The 17,147-nt window shown below is 70.5% G+C and carries 16 protein-coding genes; 7 read left to right on the plus strand and 9 right to left on the minus strand.

The genetic code is table 11. The annotated features are described in order from the left end of the window. Positions 1–359: 359 nt before the first annotated feature. The 5 genes from IE307_RS37905 to IE307_RS37925 form a co-directional block, all read right to left on the minus strand. Positions 360–818, minus strand: coding sequence for a DUF6319 family protein (locus IE307_RS37905; protein WP_191304295.1), 459 nt, complete (start codon positions 816–818; stop codon positions 360–362). A gap of 93 nt (positions 819–911) precedes the next feature. Continuing rightward, positions 912–1,133, minus strand: a complete 222-nt coding sequence (locus tag IE307_RS37910) for a hypothetical protein (protein ID WP_229905486.1) — start codon at positions 1,131–1,133, stop codon at positions 912–914. Next, positions 1,130–2,293: a S8 family peptidase gene (locus tag IE307_RS37915; RefSeq protein ID WP_191304296.1), complete on the minus strand. Its 1,164-nt coding sequence runs from the start codon at positions 2,291–2,293 to the stop codon at positions 1,130–1,132. Before IE307_RS37915 ends, IE307_RS37910 begins: the two co-directional genes overlap by 4 nt. 63 nt (positions 2,294–2,356) lie before the next feature. After that, positions 2,357–3,508: a cation:proton antiporter gene (locus IE307_RS37920; RefSeq protein ID WP_373306076.1), complete on the minus strand. Its 1,152-nt coding sequence runs from the start codon at positions 3,506–3,508 to the stop codon at positions 2,357–2,359. 26 nt (positions 3,509–3,534) lie between these two features. Then, the gene (locus tag IE307_RS37925) at positions 3,535–4,008 is read right to left on the minus strand and encodes a cation:proton antiporter regulatory subunit (protein ID WP_191304298.1); all 474 of its coding nucleotides are present in this window, start codon (positions 4,006–4,008) and stop codon (positions 3,535–3,537) included. An 18-nt stretch (positions 4,009–4,026) separates the two neighbouring features. Between IE307_RS37925 and IE307_RS37930 the strand changes: the two genes are divergently transcribed. The 3 genes from IE307_RS37930 to aroH all read left to right on the plus strand — a co-directional run bounded on the left by IE307_RS37930 (position 4,027) and on the right by aroH (position 6,266). After that, complete coding sequence (locus IE307_RS37930) at positions 4,027–5,127, plus strand: DUF1015 family protein (protein ID WP_191304299.1); 1,101 nt, start codon at positions 4,027–4,029, stop codon at positions 5,125–5,127. Positions 5,128–5,542: 415 nt separating this feature from the next. After that, the gene (locus IE307_RS37935) at positions 5,543–5,872 is read left to right on the plus strand and encodes an STAS domain-containing protein (protein ID WP_191304300.1); all 330 of its coding nucleotides are present in this window, start codon (positions 5,543–5,545) and stop codon (positions 5,870–5,872) included. Positions 5,873–5,903: 31 nt separating this feature from the next. Next, positions 5,904–6,266: a chorismate mutase gene (gene aroH / locus IE307_RS37940; RefSeq protein WP_191304301.1), complete on the plus strand. Its 363-nt coding sequence runs from the start codon at positions 5,904–5,906 to the stop codon at positions 6,264–6,266. Here the strand turns inward: aroH and IE307_RS37945 are convergent. Then, a complete protein-coding gene (locus IE307_RS37945) occupies positions 6,256–7,176 on the minus strand; it encodes a homocysteine S-methyltransferase family protein (protein WP_191304302.1) in 921 nt (306 codons plus the stop codon). The two genes, aroH and IE307_RS37945, sit on opposite strands and share 11 nt — an antisense overlap. An 87-nt stretch (positions 7,177–7,263) precedes the next feature. On the opposite strand from IE307_RS37945, the gene IE307_RS37950 reads away from it, so the two are divergent. Further along, the gene (locus tag IE307_RS37950) at positions 7,264–8,037 is read left to right on the plus strand and encodes a hypothetical protein (protein ID WP_191304303.1); all 774 of its coding nucleotides are present in this window, start codon (positions 7,264–7,266) and stop codon (positions 8,035–8,037) included. A 48-nt stretch (positions 8,038–8,085) separates the two neighbouring features. On the opposite strand, the gene IE307_RS37955 is transcribed toward IE307_RS37950, so the two are convergent. Further along, entirely contained in the window at positions 8,086–8,526 is a 441-nt protein-coding gene (locus IE307_RS37955) for a pyridoxamine 5'-phosphate oxidase family protein (protein WP_229905487.1), read from the minus strand. 252 nt (positions 8,527–8,778) lie between these two features. Here IE307_RS37955 and IE307_RS37960 point away from each other — a divergent pair, with 252 nt between their 5' ends. Next, positions 8,779–9,213, plus strand: a complete 435-nt coding sequence (locus IE307_RS37960) for a toll/interleukin-1 receptor domain-containing protein (protein ID WP_191304305.1) — start codon at positions 8,779–8,781, stop codon at positions 9,211–9,213. Here IE307_RS37960 and IE307_RS37965 read toward each other — a convergent pair whose 3' ends face one another. Further along, positions 9,214–9,651, minus strand: a complete 438-nt coding sequence (locus IE307_RS37965; protein ID WP_191304306.1) for a toll/interleukin-1 receptor domain-containing protein — start codon at positions 9,649–9,651, stop codon at positions 9,214–9,216. 80 nt (positions 9,652–9,731) lie between these two features. On the opposite strand from IE307_RS37965, the gene IE307_RS37970 reads away from it, so the two are divergent. Further along, entirely contained in the window at positions 9,732–11,291 is a 1,560-nt protein-coding gene (locus IE307_RS37970) for an Hsp70 family protein (RefSeq protein ID WP_191304307.1), read from the plus strand. 13 nt (positions 11,292–11,304) lie between these two features. On the opposite strand, the gene IE307_RS37975 is transcribed toward IE307_RS37970, so the two are convergent. Continuing rightward, positions 11,305–16,506, minus strand: coding sequence for a CHAT domain-containing protein (locus IE307_RS37975; protein WP_191304308.1), 5,202 nt, complete (start codon positions 16,504–16,506; stop codon positions 11,305–11,307). Between the two features lie 104 nt (positions 16,507–16,610). Here IE307_RS37975 and IE307_RS37980 point away from each other — a divergent pair, with 104 nt between their 5' ends. Then, entirely contained in the window at positions 16,611–17,141 is a 531-nt protein-coding gene (locus IE307_RS37980) for a hypothetical protein (protein WP_229905488.1), read from the plus strand. The last annotated feature ends 6 nt before the right edge of the window (positions 17,142–17,147 follow it).

Consider the following 17,147-nt stretch of genomic DNA (forward strand, 5'->3'; position numbering starts at 1 on the left):
CGACTTGACCTCACCCCTCAGGTGCAGCAAGAGCTGTGGTGCGACTCGTGACGGGACCCCACCGCCCAGGCCTCCGGCTAAGGGCTGAGGACGGCTCGCCTTCGGCATCGCGGGCCGTTTGTCCCGCGGAAGTGTCAGACCTCGTCGCTAGGTTGGGTCGCGGGGGGCCTCAAGCCAAGGGGGACCTCTGCGCGAGCCTGCCCCGGCATCTCTGCCCTCGCACCCATGGCCCGCAGCCCTGCCCCCCGCAGCCCTGCCCCCCGCAGCCCTGCCCCCGCACCCATGCCCCGCATCCCTGCCCCAGGCATGCGAAAGGGCGGCCCGCCGAAGCGGGCCGCCCCTCCGTTCGACCTCCGGACTTACTCGGAGAGCTCCGCCAGCTGGGCCTTCACCCTGGCCAGCTCGGCCTCGAGCTCCTCCATGCGGGTGCGGTGCTGGTCGCGCGCCGCCTCGAGCACCGACTCGATGCCCTGCGCGATGTCCTCGTGCAGCTCCTTGGCTGCCTTGGCGACCGCGATGGCCGGGATGACCAGGCCCGACACGACGCGCTGCGTGCCGTGGACCAGGTCGGCCTGCCACTCGCCCTCGGCGGTGCCGGTGACCGTGAGCGTGAGCTCGACGGTGCGAGTCTTCTTCGCCGTGCTCTTCGGGCGGCCGGCCTTCGGCTTCTCAGCCTTGGGGGCCTCGGCCTTCGGCGCCTCGGCGGGCTTGGGAGCCTCGACGGGCTTCGGGGCCTGGGCCTCGGGGGCGGCCGGCGCCGGAGTCTCCTCCACGACGGTGTCCTCGACTGCCTTAACCTCGGTGAGCGTGTCCGACACGATCAGGTTTCCTCTCTCCGCAACGACGTGACCCCGCGCACAGCATAGAACACCTGTTCGATCAGCCGTGAATGGGGTCAGCGGAGAGCCTAGTCAGTACGGCGGGAGCTGCACGCGCCACTGCCGTTCGACGTCGACGACGCCGGGTACCGCCTGCAGCGCCGGGATGGCCCTGACCTCGGCCGTGCCGGTGACCACGCCCAGCGCCTCCAGGACGGTGTCGACCACCAGGCCCGCCTCCCGCAGGTCGTCGAGGACCTGCGGGAGGCTGCCCTCCGTCACGGAGACCATCACCTGGTCCACCGGTGCGGTCATGGCGCCTGGACGAGTCCGGCGCCGATGTCGGTGGACGCCAGCGGCAGGCGCAGGGCCGTGCCGACCAGGCGGGCCCACAGCTCGTAGCCGCGCGCGCCCGTCTTCTCCGCGATCAGGACCGCCACTCCGGCCGCGTGCGGGGTGGCCATCGACGTGCCGCGCAGGCGGCGGTACTTCTCCGGGAGCTTGAAGGAGGAGTGGACGTCGACGCCGGGTCCGCACACGTCGATCTGGCCGATCTTGTCCGCCGAGCCCGAGGAGAACGACGCGATCGCGCGGTTCACGTCGATCGCGGCCACGGCGATGATGCTCGGGCAACGGGCCGGGTGGCCCACCGGCGCGATGCGGCCGGGGCGCGTGGAGGCGTTGCCCGACGCGGCGATGATCAGCGTGCCCTTGGCCAGCGCGCGCTGGGCCACGGTCTCGTAGATCTGCGAGTACGGCGTGCCCGCCGGGACGTCGGCGCCCAGGGACATCGAGATGACCGCGCACCCGTTGGTGATGGCCCAGTCGATGCCCGCGAGGATGCCGCCGTCGGAGCCGGAGCCCGCGTTCGACAGCACCTTGCCCGCGAAGATCTCGGCCTCGTACGCGACGCCGTAGCCCGGCAGGGTCGCGGGCTTGCGCGGGCCCGCGGACGTGCCGATGCAGTGCGTGCCGTGGCCGTGGCCGTCCTGCACGTCCTCGCCGGCGATGAACGACTGCGTGGTGATCGAACGCCCGGTGAAGTCCGGGTGGTTCTTCTCCCAGCCGGTGTCCAGGACGGCGATCTTGACGCCCTTGCCGGTGGCCGTGCTGACGTCCGCGCCGACCGCCTGCAGCCCCCAGGTCAGCACGGACTCGTCAACGGCCTGCACCTCGGCCTCCGCGGCCGGTGCGGCGTCGTCCTGGAACGCGTGCACGACGCGTTCCGGTTCGACGATCTGGACCGGGCCCGGACGGTCGGCCGCGCCGTTGAGCCCGGTCAGCAGCGTCGGGTCACCGGAGGCCACGGCGACGCCGAGTTCCGGGAACACCTGCAGCGTGTCCGAGCCGATCTCGCCGGTGTTCGGGTTGAACCCGGCGATGGCGCCGAGTTCGGCCAGTCCTTCTTCGATGGCGTCTTCCTGCAGCAGCACCAGGAAACGGCCTGTGGTCTCCACTTCCGCGGGTTCGGTCATGACGTTTCGCCCCTACTCTCCAACTAGCCCTCACTAGAGAGTCGTCACATCGGGGCTCTTGTTTCAGGCCGTTTGCCTTCTGCGCTGAAAGAATTCACCGATCGGCTCAACGTACTTGGCCGCGATCGGCCCGAGGATCGCCATCAGGAGCACGTACGCGGTCGCGAGCGCCGCCAGCTCGTCGGCCACCTGGCCGGACGCCACGGCCAGCCCGGCGATCACGATGGAGAACTCGCCGCGCGCCACCAGGGCCACGCCCGCACGCATGCGGCCCATCTTGCCGATGCCCTGCCTGCGCGCCGCCCACCAGCCGGTGTACACCTTCGTCGCCGTCGTGACGACGGCCAGCGCCACCGCGATCGCGAGGACTGGGGGAATCGAGCGCGGGTCGGTGTTCAGCCCGAACACGACGAAGAACATCGCGGCGAACAGGTCGCGCAACGGCTCCAGCAGGCGGGTGGCGTTCTCGGCGGTGGACCCGGAGATCGCGATGCCGAGCAGGAACGCGCCGACCGCCGCGGAGACCTGAAGCTGCGAGGCGATGCCCGCGACGAGCAGAGCCGAACCGAGCAGCTTGAGCAGGAACACCTCGTGGTCGGGACTGTCCACAATGGCCGAGATGAACCGGCCGTACTTCAACGCCACCACCAGGACCACGGTGATCGCGAGCAGCGAGATGCCGACCGAGGTGAGTCCGCCGACGAAGCTCACGCCCGCCAGCACGGCCGTCAGCACCGGCAGGTAGACGGCCATCGCGAGGTCTTCGAACACGAGCACGGACAGCACGACCGGTGTCTCGCGGTTGCCGAGACGGCCGAGGTCGCCGAGGACCTTCGCGACGATCCCGGACGACGAGATGTAGGTGACGCCCGCCATGGCCAGCGCGCCGACCGTGCCCCAGCCGAGCAGGTAGGCCGCGATCGCGCCCGGCGCCGCGTTCAGCACCAGGTCGAGCACGCCCGCCATCCAGGACTTCTTCAGCCCGGTGGTGAGTTCGGACGCCGAGTACTCGAGACCGAGCAGCAGGAGCAGCAGCACCACGCCGATCTCGCTGGCCAGGTGGGTGAACTCCTCGATGCCCGCTAACGGGACGAGCCCGCCCTCACCGAACGCGAGCCCGCCGATCAGGTACAGCGGGATCGGGGAGATTCCGGCACGGCGAGCCACACGACCCAGCAGACCGAGGCCGAAGAACACCGCGCCGAGCTGGATCATGGCAATTGTTGTCTCGTGCACTGTGCTTAACCGCCGTGGAGGATCTCCGCGGCGGCGTCGAGGCCCTCCGCGGTACCGACGACGACCGCGAGGTCACCGTTCTCGAAGATGAAGTCGGGGCCGGGCGACGGGTGGGCGTTGCCCGAGCGTACGACGGCCACGATGGACACACTGGTCCTGGTGCGCAGGGCGGTCTCGCCGAGGGTGTGGTTCGCGAAGGCGGTGACCGGCAGCTGACGCGTGGTGATGCCCGCGATGTCGCGGGTCTCCTCGCGCAGGTGGGCGACGAGCTGCGGCGCGCCGAGCAGGCCCGCGAGCGTGTTCGCCTCTTCCGGGGACAGCGGTATGGAGGCCGAGCACGAGTCGGGGTCGTTCGCCTTGGAGACGATCAACTCGAACTTGCCGTCCCGATAGGTGATCACGCCGACTCGACGTCCGGCGCGGATCGTGAAGTCCTGACGCGTCCCGATGCCCGGAAGGGGCGTGATCTCTACGTTCACACAGATCATGATACGTGGATGACGCAGCGAGTTCGCCCCGTGCGGCGGGGCTGGGTGGTGCGCGAGCGCGTGCCGGGCCCGGACGTCGACGAGTTCGCCGAGCCCGGCCAGGTGATCGGCGCGCTCGCGAGAGCCCCGCACGGCACGTTGCTGGCCGTGCAGCACCCCCACCGCACGCCGGACGCGCTGGCCGCGGGCACCGGGCTGCTCGACGCGCTGCCCGCCGCCCGTGCCGAGCTCGCGGTGCTGATCAGGCGCGCGTACGTCGAGGTCACCGACGTCGTGGCGCCCTACCGGGTGGACGGGCCGGACGGAACGGCGTGCGGTCTGCTGTGCCTGGTCGACCCGGACGGCATCGCGCACACCGAGGACGTCTACCCCGAGGTGGTCGCCGAACGCGGCCAGGTGCTGGCCTCGCTGGGCATCGCCACGAGCGCCGCCATGCTCATCCCCATCACGCCGCACGACGGGTTGACGGAGCTCGTGCTCGGCATGACGGAGGAACCCGCCGTGTCACTTGTGGACTCGGGCGGGCGGCGGCACTGGGTGTGGCTGGTCGGACCGGGGGAGCTGCAGGAGCGGTTCCTCGACGCCGCCGGAGCGCATCCGCTGCTCGTGGCCGACGGCAACCACCGGGTCGCGGCGGCGCGGCAGGCGGGACTGGCCGGGTTGCTGGCGCTCGTCACGTCCGGCCCGGGGCTGCGGGTCGGGCCCATCCACCGCGCGCTCGCCGGCACCGGCTTGGGCACGTCCGACCTGGTGGCGGCGTGGGAACGGGCCAGGCTCGCGGTGTCGTCGTTGCCCTACGTCGTCGACCCGTCGCCGGGTGTCGTCGTGGTGCGGTGCCCCGACGCGGTGCTGCGGGTCGAACTGCCTGCGGGACAGGGGATCGACCACGCCGTGGTGGAGTCGTTGCTGCTGGGCTCCGCACTCGGGCTGGACCCGGAGAGCCCGTGCGTGCGGCCGGTCGTGGACCCGTCCGTCGAGGCCGAGGCGGTGCTGCTGATCGCGCCGGTGCCGCTGCGGGAGGTGCTGGAGGGCACCAAGATGCCGCGCAAGAGCACCTACTTCACCCCCAAGCCGCGGAGCGGACTACTGCTGGCCGACCTGTCACCGTAGGGCCCTGCCGGGCGAGTTCGTTCGGCCCTGTACGGCCGTCGGGCACGCGGTGAAAATCGTCCAATGCAGCTGGTGCCGCACGCAGGCACGGGCACTGTCGTCGTGATGTGACAAGGCTTCGCGCACTCGGCCAGTGCCGCGCACCGCCACCAGGTCCTCGCCCTGACCTTCGCCCAGGACGAGGACTTGGTGGCGAACATCCGCCGGCGGCCGCTCAGGGGGCGATTCAGAGTCCACCGGCTCTGGCGGTCGTGGACCTGCTGACGTCTCATGGTGAGGGGACGATGTTCGCGGCGGCGGCACGGACATCCGGTGGCCGACGTCGCCGATGCCCACCTGGCCACACCGGCGCACCCGCTCCGCGTGCCGGCGGCGGTGCGCGACCTGCTGTCTCCCGACCCGTGAGGCACCCACGATGGAACCCCAGCCAGGCCAGATGGAGGTGAGCCGCCGCGGCGCGGTGGTGACGCTGACGGGCGAGGTCGACATGAACACCAGCGACCTGCTGCGCTCCGAGCTCGCGCTCGCCTGCTCGTCCGGAGACGGCATGGGGGACGTCGTCGTCGACTTCACCGGACTGACGTTCATCGGCTCGAGCGGCCTGCACGTGCTGATCGAGACCGCCGCCCGGCTGGGCGACCGGCGCCTCGTGCTGCTCGGCGGCGGTTGGGCGGCCTACGTCGTGAACCTGCTCGGGCTCACGATGAAGTTCCCGAACATCGTTGTGGACCAAGACGTCGGGTGATGTCCACTGAGGACGCTGTAGGGTCGGTCGCATGGCGGTGCGAGCGATCAGGGGTGCCACGCAGATCGACGCGGACTCGCGCGAGCTGCTGCTGGAGGCGACGGCCGAGCTGGTGCGGGAGGTGTTGGCGTGCAACGCGTTGACGTCGGAAGACCTGATCAGCGTCGTGCTCACCGCCACACCCGACCTGACGTCCGAGTTCCCCGCCTACGCCGCGCGCCAGGCAGGTCTGCAGGACGTGCCGCTGCTGTCCGCGACCGAGATCGCGGTGCCCGGCTCGATGCCCCGCGTGATCCGGTTGCTGGCACACGTCGAGACGGACCTGCCGCGATCGTCGGTGAAGCACGTCTACCTGCGCGGCGCGGCGGCGTTGAGGACCGACCTCAACCACTGAAGGCGCGGCTGATCGCGTCGACGTGCCGGTGGTCCGTGCCGCAGCAGCCGCCCAGCACCGTCAGCCGGGGAAAGCGCTCTCGCAGTGTCCGGTAGTCGTCCGCGAACTCCTCGGGATCGCCGCGGTCCAGCACCTCGGCCTCGTCCAGTTCGGCGTGGCTGAGCTTCGACGCGTTGGCCCTGATGCCCCTGACGCGTTCCGTCCACTCCGCGTGCGGGTCCAGCGCCGGCGCGATGTGCGTGGGATGCGCGCAGTTGACCATGTAGTAGGCCGGGTGGCCGTCGGTGTCGCGTTCGACCGCCTCGATCGCGTCGCCCAGCGCGTCCCCGCTCGGCAGCCTGCCGTCGGTCTCGACGGTGAACGAGATGACGACGGGCACGTTCGCATCGCGGGCGGCGTCGACGATGCCGGTGGCCTCGGGAACGTTGGTCAGGGTCATGGCGGTGACGAGGTCAGCCTGGGTGTCGGCGAGCGTCCGGATCTGCACCGCGTGGTAGTCCCGCGCCTCCTCCCTGGTCATGATCGACTCGGGCCGGTAGGCGTCGCCCCGCGGTCCGACGCAACCGCTGATGACGACCGGGATCGCGAACCGCTGCCGCACGTCCAGGAGGAGGTCGACGGCCTTGCGGTTGGCCGAGTCGAGGCGCTCCGCGTCGTAGCCCCGGCGCGCGGCCCAGTCGGGGTTGGCGCGCCAGGTCGCCGTTTCGAGGACGATGCCCGCGCCGTCGCGTTCGGCGATGCCCGCGTACCGCTCGTAGTAGCGGGTGAGCGCCGCGTGGCCGTCGGGGTCGTCGAGCAGCGGGAACGCGGCGAAGTCGGGCAGGTCGATGCCGTCGTCGAAGATCAGGGTGGTCTCGGCGCCGCCGTCGGTGAGGAAGAGGCCGGCGTGGAGCTGGGGCAGCGTTCTCATCGGATGCCTCCAGGTCGGAGGGCTCAGTGTGCGTTCCGGATGCCGGTTCCGCCCGATAAGGTGGGGCGATCACTGGGGGGTGATCACGTGTTCCAGCCCTATCTGGCCGAGTACCGCTACTACGCGTTGTTCGAGGCACAGAGCGACATGCACGACATCGAGAAGGCCGAGGGACTCTTCCGCTCCGTCACCGCGTTCGACGAGCAGAGGTACGAAGGCCACGGCGTGTGGCGGCGGAGCTGGGCCCTGTCGGCCAGCGAGGACCGCAATTCCTACGAGGACTACCGCGAGGCGAGCGCGGCCGAGGTGGAACTCCTCCGGCGGCGGGCCGATGCTCAGCCGGCGCCGTCGGTGGATCTGGATGAGCTCGACGAGGCGGTCGTGGTCCTCCTGGCGGCCCGGAGGCGTGCCGAGCCGGTGGACGGCCACCACTACTTCGCGCTGTTCGATGATCTCGCCCACCTGGTGGACCTCGACCGCGCGAGATCCCTGATCCGGTGCCCCTCCGACGGCGACGGCGGGTGGCAGACGTTCTCGCGCGAGGGCGAATGGCTGCCGGGCGGGGAACCGCGGAACGAGCACTCCCTGCCGGTCGGCCGCGAGGACGCCGGACGGATCAGCAGGACGAGGGAAGCCGCCGCGGTCCGGTACTTCGACGTCCGATCCCGCACCGGGAAGCCGCACGAAATCGTCCGTCGCACCGGATCGGCCGACGAGTCCGCCAGCCACCTGGGGTGGCGACCCACCGACGTCCTCGGACGGGTGCCGCCGGGCTCGTGGGTCGACGAGGTCGGCGAACGCTGGTTCGACAGGCATCGGTACGTCATCGCGGACAGCGGCCGGTTCACACTGCTGAGGTGACGGCGTTCCACCGGAGCCCCGCCCGGACGAGCGGGGCTCCGGGAGACCTCAGGCGCTGAAGTCCTTGCCGGGCAGCCACCCGTTGGGGATGTCCGTGACGCGCCACGTCGGCACCGAGACCTTCACCGTGCGGATCGGCGTGGCCAGGAACGGCGCCACCTCGGGCACCTTCGCCACGAGGTGCTGCCGCACGGCCTCGTCCTCGGCGCCCTCGACCACCACGGCCGAACCGCGCGCCTGCAGGAACGGCTCCATCGGCGACCCGGTCGACACGACCAGCGCCACCTCGGGGTTCTCCTTGATCGCCTTGAGCGTCCGGCCGCGCTCCTCCAGCACGAGCACCAGCGTGTGCGGGCCGTCCTCGGCGAAGTAGACGCCGCTCACCCACGAGCCGTCGGAGCCCGCCGTGGCGAGGAACATCGACTTGTGCGCGGCGAGCGTGCGGTGCAGCAGTTCCTCGACGGCGCTGCGCTGTTCAGTGGTGGTCACTGAGTCCTCCATGAATTCGGTGATGCGCCCACCAGATCGGCCAGGAGTGCTCCCGCCTTTTGCTGATTCCACCGATCGATACCGTCGCGGCGTGCTGATCACGTGGTGCGCCGCAATCTGAGTGACAAGCCACGACGCTGGCCCGAACGGATGTCAGATCATGGCCAGTTCGTTGTCATCCCGGCTCGGGCGGACGGCCCGGTCCTACTGTGCCGTGTGGCAGAACGAGGCGGGTCCCGGACAGAGGACGACGTGTCAGCAGATTTCTTCGTGTCGTTCGCGAAGCACGACATCGACTGGGCGCGCTGGATCGCGGCGGTGCTGGAACTGGAGGGCCACACCGTCGTCTTCCAGGAGCAGGACATGCGGCCGGGACACAACGTCGTGCGGCAGATGCAGCTGGGTGCGGCGGCGACGCGCACCATCGCCGTCCTCAGCCCCACCTACGCGGACCGGCCCTACCCGCTTTCGGAGTGGGCCGCCGCCTACGTGCGGGATCCTGCGGGGGTGGAGCGCACGCTGATCCCCGTACGGGTCAAGGAGTGCCGGCCACCGGGGCTGCTCGCGGCGATCGTCTACATCGACCTGGTCGGGACCGACAGGGACGAGGCGAAACAGCGACTGCTCAGGGGAATCGACATGGAGCGGCCCAAACCGACGGAGGAACCGCCTTTCCCGGGAGGGTGATCAGCGCGGGAACAACCCGGGCCGGTCTCCACCACCGGGACGGGTGCCGTCGATCCCGGTGATCAGCTTCGCAGCCGCCCGCGCTCCGTCCAGGCCGACGAGGTCGATGCACCGCAGATCCCCCAGCAGTCCTCCCGGCCGGCAGTTGGCGACGCGGACTGGGATCAGCGTGCGGCGGACGCCCGCGGGGTCGGCATCCCACGCGGAGTGCCACTCGGCGGCGAGCTCGGCGTCCGCGAGGTAGGCGGGGGACAGCACCACGACGGTTCGGCGGGACAGCCGCACGGCCTCGTCGAGCCGGTGGACCCTGTTGTGCCCCGGAGCGAGGTCGCGGACCTCCACCCGGACGTCGTGGCCCGCTCGCTCCAGGTGGAACGCGATCCACTCCGCCCAGCTCCGATCGGTTTCAGAACACGAAACGAAGAAATCCCAGAGCATCTGTTCCATCCGGCTGCCGAATAGTTCACCACGCGCTTCGAGTGGCACAATAGTCGGCCTTCACGAGACTTGGGATGTAGATGACCGTCTACGGCATCGACCTCGGAACAACATATTCCTGCATCGCGCGAATCGATGAGGCGGGAAAGCCTCACGTCATCCGGAACGTGACCGGTGACGAGTCGACGCCGTCCGTGGTCTTCTTCGAGACGCCTTACAACGTCGTGGTGGGGAAGGACGCCAAGAACGCGGCGCTGAGCGATCCGGAACTGGTCGTGTCACTCATCAAACGGGACATGGGCAAGGCGGGCGTGTCGCTCGACTTCCACGGCGTCGAGTACACACCCGAGAGCATTTCCGCGCTCATCCTGAAGGAGCTGGCGAAGTCCGCTTCCGACGCGGGGAACACGGTTCAGCAGGTCGTCATCACCGTGCCCGCGTACTTCGGTGTGGCCGAGCGCGAGGCGACCAGGACCGCAGGCGATATCGCCGGGCTCACCGTGGTCAACGTGGTGCCGGAACCGGTCGCGGCGGCACTGTACTACGGGGTGCTCAACAGCGGCGTCAACAGGACCGTGCTGGTCTACGACCTTGGTGGCGGCACCTTCGACACCACCGTGATCCAGCTGGCAGGGGACGACGTGACGGTGGTCTGCACCGACGGTGACCACGAACTGGGCGGAGCGGACTGGGACGACAAGCTGGCCGGTCTGCTCTGCGAGCGGTTCATGGACGAGCACCCCGGCTCCGGGGCGACCGAGGACGAAGCCTTCCTGCAGGACGTCGGACTTGTCGCGGAGGAGCTGAAGAAGGCGCTGAGCACCAGGCAGAGCAGACGGCAGCTGGTGCAGTTCGAAGGCCGCAAGACGATGATCGAGATCAGCAGGCTGGACTTCGAACAGGCCACCGCCGAGTTGCTGGGCCGGACCATGGACATCACCGATCGCACCCTGGCGCTCGCCGCGCGGCGCGGCGTCGAGCAGTTCGACGAGGTCCTCCTGGTCGGCGGTTCGACCCGGATGTGCGCGGTCGCCGAAGCATTGCGGACGCGCTTCGGGTTCAGCCCCAAGATGCACGAGCCCGACCTCGCCGTGGCGAAGGGCGCGGCGCTGTTCGCCCTGACGGAGTCGCTGAAGCTGAACGGGAACGACGCCGGCCGCCTCGGCGTCTCCGGCGCGGTCGTGGAGGCGGCCGCCTCTCGCAACGTCACCATCGTGACGCCGCGTGCATTCGGCATCGCGGTGGTCGATCCCGCGCACCCCGACGACGACGACCGGTTCCTGGTGACGCACCTGCTGGAGGCCAACACGCCGCTGCCCGCCCAGCAGACCGAGCAGTTCCGCACGTCCGGGCACGACCAGCGCGCCATCCTCATCCAGATCTGGGAACAGGCGGGCGCGATCGCCTCCCGCCAGCCCGAGCACAACAAGCGGATCGGTGAGGCTCTCATCGACAGGCTGCCGCCTTTGCCGAAGGACTCCCCCGTGAACGTCACGTTCAAGATGGACGAGAACGGGATGCTGCACGTCACGGCCCAGGACCTGCGCACGAACAAGACCGCGGTCACCGAGATCAAGATCGGCGATCTGACCAGGCAGCAGATGGCGGCGGCGAAGGACGCGGTCGCCCGCCTGTCCTGACGCCCTGACCGGCTCACACCGACGGCGCCACGACCGCGGGCACGCTCGACACACCGGACGGCAGCGGCGCCAGTTCGCGCACCACGTCGTCGATCGAAGGCCCGACCCGCGCCACCAGGCGGTCACCGGAAGCGATCTCACCGTCGGAGGCGCGGCGGCGGCGCAGCCACAGCAGTTCGGTGAGCGCGGCATCCGCCGCGCGGACGAGGGACGGATCGCCGCCGAGCAAACCCTGAGCGGCGTCGAACGTGGCGGGTACGCGCAGCTCCTCGGCGAGCACGGCAGCTTCGGCCAGCTGCACCCGGTCGCCGATGGTCGCACCCCACGTCCAACGGACGTGCATCGCCATGAGGTAGTCCTTCTGCCGTTCGCTGATCGCGAGCGCCGCCTCGAACTCGCTGATCGCCTCGTCGATCTTCCCCTGGCGCGCGGCGACCAGCGCCAGGTGCAGCCGGCAGTCCGCCAGCAGGGAGTGCACACCGGTGGTGATCGCGAGCCGCCGCGCGTGGTCGTAGCTCTCCCACGCCACGTCGAGGTCGTCCTCGGCACCGGCCCCGTCGCCCGCGAGCAGCAGGCCGACCACCGAGGACGCGGACGGGGGCAGGTCCTCGGCGATCCACCCGGCTCCGCGCATCACCGCGATCGCCGAGCGACGGCCGCTCGTGAACAGCACCCAGCTGAGGGACACGAGCGTGGTCAGCACGTCGGCGAACCGGCCGCGTACGCCGAAGATCTCCTCCGCGGTGGCCAGCGCCCGCACAGCCTCGGTGCGGGCGCCGAGTTCCGCCAGGCACCGGCCGCTCTGGCGGAAGAGTTCCGCGTGCAGGTCCGGCGCACCGACCTCGGCGATGACCTCCGCGCACTCGTCGTACAGTGCCATCGCCTCGGCGGCGTCACCCTGCTCGAAGAGCAGGTCCGCCTTGCGGATCAGGCCCTCGGACACGAGCCGGGGATCATCCTCCGAGACGGCGAGAGCCTTGTCGTACCAGTCGGTGGCGTCGTCGACGTCATGGCGGGAACGGGCGATCAACCCCAGGGCCAGCATGCACACCGCGCCACCGCGGCGGCTGTTCAGCGCCATCGCGCGATCGACTCCGCGCCGGAACAGCTCCTCCGCCCCCTCGATGTCCTCCAGCCGCAGCCGGACGAGCGCCAGCTGGATCGCGAACCCCATGGCCAGCAGGTCGGCGCTGACGGCGAGGCCGTTCTCCAGCACCGTCGCCGCCTCCTGCAGCAGTCCCGCGCTCGCGAGCACGCCGCCCAGCACCAGCTGGGCGGTGCCGGTGAGCATCGGTTCCATCACCACCGACCGCCGCAACGACTCGCGCGCGGCGCCGAGATCGCCCTGAGCCGCCCAGATGCGCCCGAGCTGCTGGTGGGCGACCGCCTGACCGCGGCGGTCGTCGAGTTCCTCGGCCAGCTCGATGAAGTACTCGTACGTCTCCCGCGCGTCGCTGAGCTTGCCCAAGTGCAGCAGCACCTCGCCCTGCAGCTGGACGCAGACGGCGTGCAGCCCGACGTCCCTGACCGCTTCCGCGTGCTCGCTCGCCTCGGCGAGGTGCTCCTCCGCCTGGTCGAACATTCCACGCACCACGCATACCGCACCCATCTGGAGCAACGCCGCCGCGACCACGCGCCGCACGTCGACATCGGCGGCGGCCACCTCCTGGGCGTGCAGCTCGTGCCGCTCCGCCTCGGTGTGTTCACCGCATGCGCGGGCGAGCGCCGCGAGGTCGGAGTGGATGGTGACCGAGTTGGTCTCCTCTCCGATCTCCTCGGCGACCTCCAACGCTCCGACGCTGAACAGTTCCGCCTCCTCCTCGTCGCTGCGAGCGAGCCCGAGCCCGCCGAGTCGCTGGTAGCAGCCGGCGAGCACGATCCGCGCGTCGAACCGCTCCGCGATCGCGCGGTCGCCGGCGACCTTGATCGCCTCGCGGTACGCCTCCTCCGCGCCCTCCGCGTCGTCGGCCAAGTGGGCGATCGTGCCGAGCTGCTGGAGTCCGGCGGCGACGGCGACCAGGTCACCCGAGGCCTGGGCGATCCTCTGCGCACGCAGCTGGGCACTCCTGGCCTGCTCGAACTCACCGCGGCGCAGCGCCACCACGGACATCCGGTGGTGGAACGGCCGTGTCCGCGGGTCCTCGGCCCCGACCACGGCGAGCGTCTCGGCACAGAGTTGCCGTTCCCAGTCCAGCGCACCGATGCGGTCGAGAACCGCGCACATCCGGGCGCTGACCGCCATCGCCTGACCCGTCATGCCGGCGGCCCAGCTGTGGTGCCGTGCCTCCTCCATCGCGACCAGACTGACGAACAGGTCGATCTGCCACAGGCCCGCCCGCCACCGGTGGTAGGCCGCCGCCCTGCGATGAGCCTCCGCGAGCCGGCCCGGCTCGGCCAGCCCGGTGAGGGCGTCAGCGGTCCAGCGGTGGACCATGAACCCGTCGCTCGACGGCGTCAGCAGGGTGAGTCTCGTCAGTTCGGCGCACGCCTCGGTCAGCTCGGCACGTTCGGCCGGCAGCAGAGCCGCCAGATCGGTGTTGATCTGGGCGTGGAGGGCGGGGGAGAGCGGCAGGTCGGCGAGGGAACGAGCGGTGCCGAGCCGTTCGGCCTCGCGCAGGCGCACATATGCGGCGCGCAGCCGGTGGCGTGCGGCCGGGCCGGGTTCGGCGTCGGGTGCGACGACCCAGGCGAGCCCCTGGGCGTCGACCGGCTGGCGGTAGACCGAGGCCGCGATCAGGAGCTCGGCCGCGGCCGGAGAGGTGTCGGTCAAGCCGGCGAACAGGTCCTCCACCAGCACGTCGGAAGCGGCGATCGCCACCGTCGTGGCGATCGCCGTGTCCAGGTCCTTGCCGTCCTCGCGCCACCACGCGGCGCCGCCCGTCAGCCTCTCGATGCGCTTCACGACGGTGTCGAAGTGCGCGCCGGAACCTCGTGCCGCGGTGTCGCGCTTGCCGCCGCGCATCACGGCGTCGAGGTACTCGAGCGCGCGTGGATGGCCGCCCACGGCCTGGTGAGCGCGTCGCGCGTCGTCGGGGCTCAGCCTGTCGAGCGCGGGCAGCCGGTAGATCAACTTCCTGGTCTCCGCCAAGGACAACGGGCCCAGGTGGTGTGTCACCAGACCCGCGGGTTCCGGGGCGAAAGGCACTCGTGCGGTCATGATCAAGCGTGCGGGGGTGCGCAGGCCGAGCCAGGCGGGGACCAGTTCGGGCAGGTCGGCATCTCCGGCGTCCTGGTCGAGCGGGTCGCCCGCGGGGTCGTCGAGCAGCAGGACCACCTCGGCGCCGAGCCCCGGCAGCACGTGCTCGTCCAGGTCGTCGAGCCTGTCGCGCCACGGCTCCGCCTGGTCGAGCAGGAAGTCGAGGTCCTCGCGCCGCATCCCCCGCCGGCGCAGCGCCTTGGCGATGCCCTTGAGAACCTGGTCGGGCTCGCACCTGCCGTGCACCGCCACGGTCAGGATCTGCCGCGACTCGTCGAGGTGGTGCACGAGTGCCGCGGCCAGAGTGCTCTTGCCGACTCCTCCCATGCCGTGCACGAGAACCCCGCGCACCTGCTGGAGTTGCCGCAACAGCTTGCGCAGTTCGGCGCGGCGCCCGACGAAGTCACCGATGCCGAGATCGGCGATGCCCTTTGCGAGCACCTTGCGGCTTCGGCCGTCGACGGGACCGATGTGGCCGGGCTCGAACAGCCGGTGCTGCCGGACCCGCTGGAACAGAGCCGGTGTCGCCCACTCGGTGAACTGCCGTTCGGAGTCGACCTGCCTGCGCACGTCCGACACGGCGGCGAGCGGCTCCGGAGCCTCCTGGCCCGCCAGTTCGCCGTAGACACGGGCGAGGAACTCGGTGGCGTAGTCGTCGCTCACCGACGCCGTCATCGCGAGGACGGCGGGCACCCCGTGCTCGACGAGGCCCTGTGCCAGCCCGGGCATCGAGTCCGCGGACTGCGCGGTGCCGCACCCCGCGAGCACCACGAACGGGACCACCCGGCCCGGAACGACCAACTCCCTGACGAAGTCCCGGGTCGTGACCTCGTGCGCGCGGCCGTCGGTCGTCTCCAGCACCAGCGCGCCGGGCCGGGCGTGACACGAGATGTGCAGGACGTGGAAGTCCTCCTTGAGCGCCTCCCTGATCGCTTCGACAGACCCCCAGTTGAGGATGCGCACGTGCGCCTGCCGCCGCCGGGCTCCCTGCACCTGGTCGAGGATCGTCGCCAGCTCGTGCTCGTGGTCGAGCAGATCTCCTCCGCCGTCGTCCGGGCTCGCGATCACCGCCAGCACCCGCAACGGCCCTGGCACGTCCGTGCGCGCGGTCGGGCCGAGACCAGGGCGGTGGCGGTAGACGCCCACACCCGCCCGCAGCGCGAGCGGCTCGCCGTCGACGACGAGGCTCTCCCACGGCAGGTCGGAGAGTCCGGGAGCGACGTCGAAGGCGATGCGCGCGGCTCTTCCGGCGCGCGTCGACTCGCGCAGCCGGTCGGTCAGGGCCGTGGTGACGGGGGCCGGGAGGAACGCCTCGGTGAGAACGCGGCCGAACGCCCGCGCAGTGGCGTCGAGATCGCGTTGCGCGGTGGCGTGGGCGGCACCGTCCCGGAAGATCCGGCCAGAGGTGGTGCGGGCCTGCCGCAACTCCCACAACGCGTGGCGCACCCGGTCGGTCAGACCTCCGTGTGCCGCGACCACCTCCGCGGCGCCGGTCGTGAGCGTCGTCGAGGCCGGGCCGACCTGGATCGTCGTCCACAGCGGGCTGCTCGCTGTCCGGGCCTGGTCGGCAGGTACCAGCAACGAGACGTCGTGTTCGCGTGCGGGGCGCTCAGACCTCAGTTCGGCGATCAGGCCCTGAGCGAGCGCGTCGAAGCTCGCGCGGTCCACAGCGGTGGCGAAGTCGTAGGCGCGCCAGGAGTTCAGCACCGGCGGCAGCACCGCCTGGTCGTCGCGCAGCACGGGAACCAGCCGGTGCAGCCCGCCCTCGAGCGCTTTGGTGGCGAGCGCCGCGTACTCCTGGGTCACCCGGAGGTCGTTCCTGTTGTTCGCGCTGCACACCACTATGCCGATGCCGGCGTCCGCGAGAGCTTCGTCGAGTCGACCGATCCGCGACTGGCCGGCCAGCACGTCGATGTCGTAGAGGAAAACCGCGAAGCCTGCGGACGTCAGTGCGAAGTGGAGCTCCGCGGCGAATAGTTCATCCGCCTTGGAATATGAGATGAAAATCTGCAGCTCCATTGTGGAAACGATGTCATCGCGCCTGTCCGCTCGTTGGCGCTGGCCATCAGTTGGCACTGAAATGGCAACTTATAGGTGAGTCCTTTGATGATAGGAAATTCCTCATGCTCCCCGCGCAGGGTCCGCCCGCCGAACAAAACCAGACCGAGCCGGCGGAACCAGGCGGTTTCGCCGAACTCTCGGAACGGCTGGGTGCCGTCGAAACGGCGGTGAGGGATTTCCACCGCCGCGCCGCGCATCGTGAAACGGTCATCGACCGGCTGCACGAGGAAAACCAGTCACTGCGCACCGGCATGCGCCGGGAGGTGCTCGAACCCGTCGTGGCCGACCTCGTGCGGCTGTACGACGGGCTGGCCGGGCAGACCGGGCAGGCGTCGGGCGAGCTGTTCGCGAGTTTCGCCGACGACGTGGTGCTGGCGCTGGACCGGTGCGGGATCGAGGTGCTGACCGCACGGCGGGGCGAGGCGTTCACATCGGGCCTGCACGCCGCCGGCTCCGTCGAGGACTGCGCCGACCCCGCGCTGCACAACACCGTCGCGGTCCCGCTCCTCGCAGGGCTGCGCGACCGCGACACGGGCCGTATGCGGCGACTGGTGAAGGCGACGTTCTACCGCGCCATCGAGACCGAGGTCTGAGAGGAA

Source organism: Lentzea cavernae (genome assembly GCF_014653695.1).
GTDB lineage: Bacteria > Actinomycetota > Actinomycetes > Mycobacteriales > Pseudonocardiaceae > Lentzea > Lentzea cavernae.

Bases quoted from the DNA above. Each gene is read 5' to 3' on its own strand.
- aroH (WP_191304301.1), top strand. From the start codon at position 5,904: ATGGCGGTGCGAGCGATCAGGGGTGCCACGCAGATCGACGCGGACTCG.
- IE307_RS37945 (WP_191304302.1), bottom strand. From the start codon at position 7,176: ATGAGAACGCTGCCCCAGCTCCACGCCGGCCTCTTCCTCACCGACGGC.
- IE307_RS37930 (WP_191304299.1), top strand. From the start codon at position 4,027: ATGACGCAGCGAGTTCGCCCCGTGCGGCGGGGCTGGGTGGTGCGCGAG.
- IE307_RS37915 (WP_191304296.1), bottom strand. From the start codon at position 2,293: ATGACCGAACCCGCGGAAGTGGAGACCACAGGCCGTTTCCTGGTGCTG.
- IE307_RS37970 (WP_191304307.1), top strand. From the start codon at position 9,732: ATGACCGTCTACGGCATCGACCTCGGAACAACATATTCCTGCATCGCG.
- IE307_RS37935 (WP_191304300.1), top strand. From the start codon at position 5,543: ATGGAACCCCAGCCAGGCCAGATGGAGGTGAGCCGCCGCGGCGCGGTG.
- IE307_RS37910 (WP_229905486.1), bottom strand. From the start codon at position 1,133: ATGACCGCACCGGTGGACCAGGTGATGGTCTCCGTGACGGAGGGCAGC.
- IE307_RS37980 (WP_229905488.1), top strand. From the start codon at position 16,611: ATGCTCCCCGCGCAGGGTCCGCCCGCCGAACAAAACCAGACCGAGCCG.
- IE307_RS37920 (WP_373306076.1), bottom strand. From the start codon at position 3,508: ATGATCCAGCTCGGCGCGGTGTTCTTCGGCCTCGGTCTGCTGGGTCGT.
- IE307_RS37975 (WP_191304308.1), bottom strand. From the start codon at position 16,506: ATGGAGCTGCAGATTTTCATCTCATATTCCAAGGCGGATGAACTATTC.
- IE307_RS37965 (WP_191304306.1), bottom strand. From the start codon at position 9,651: ATGCTCTGGGATTTCTTCGTTTCGTGTTCTGAAACCGATCGGAGCTGG.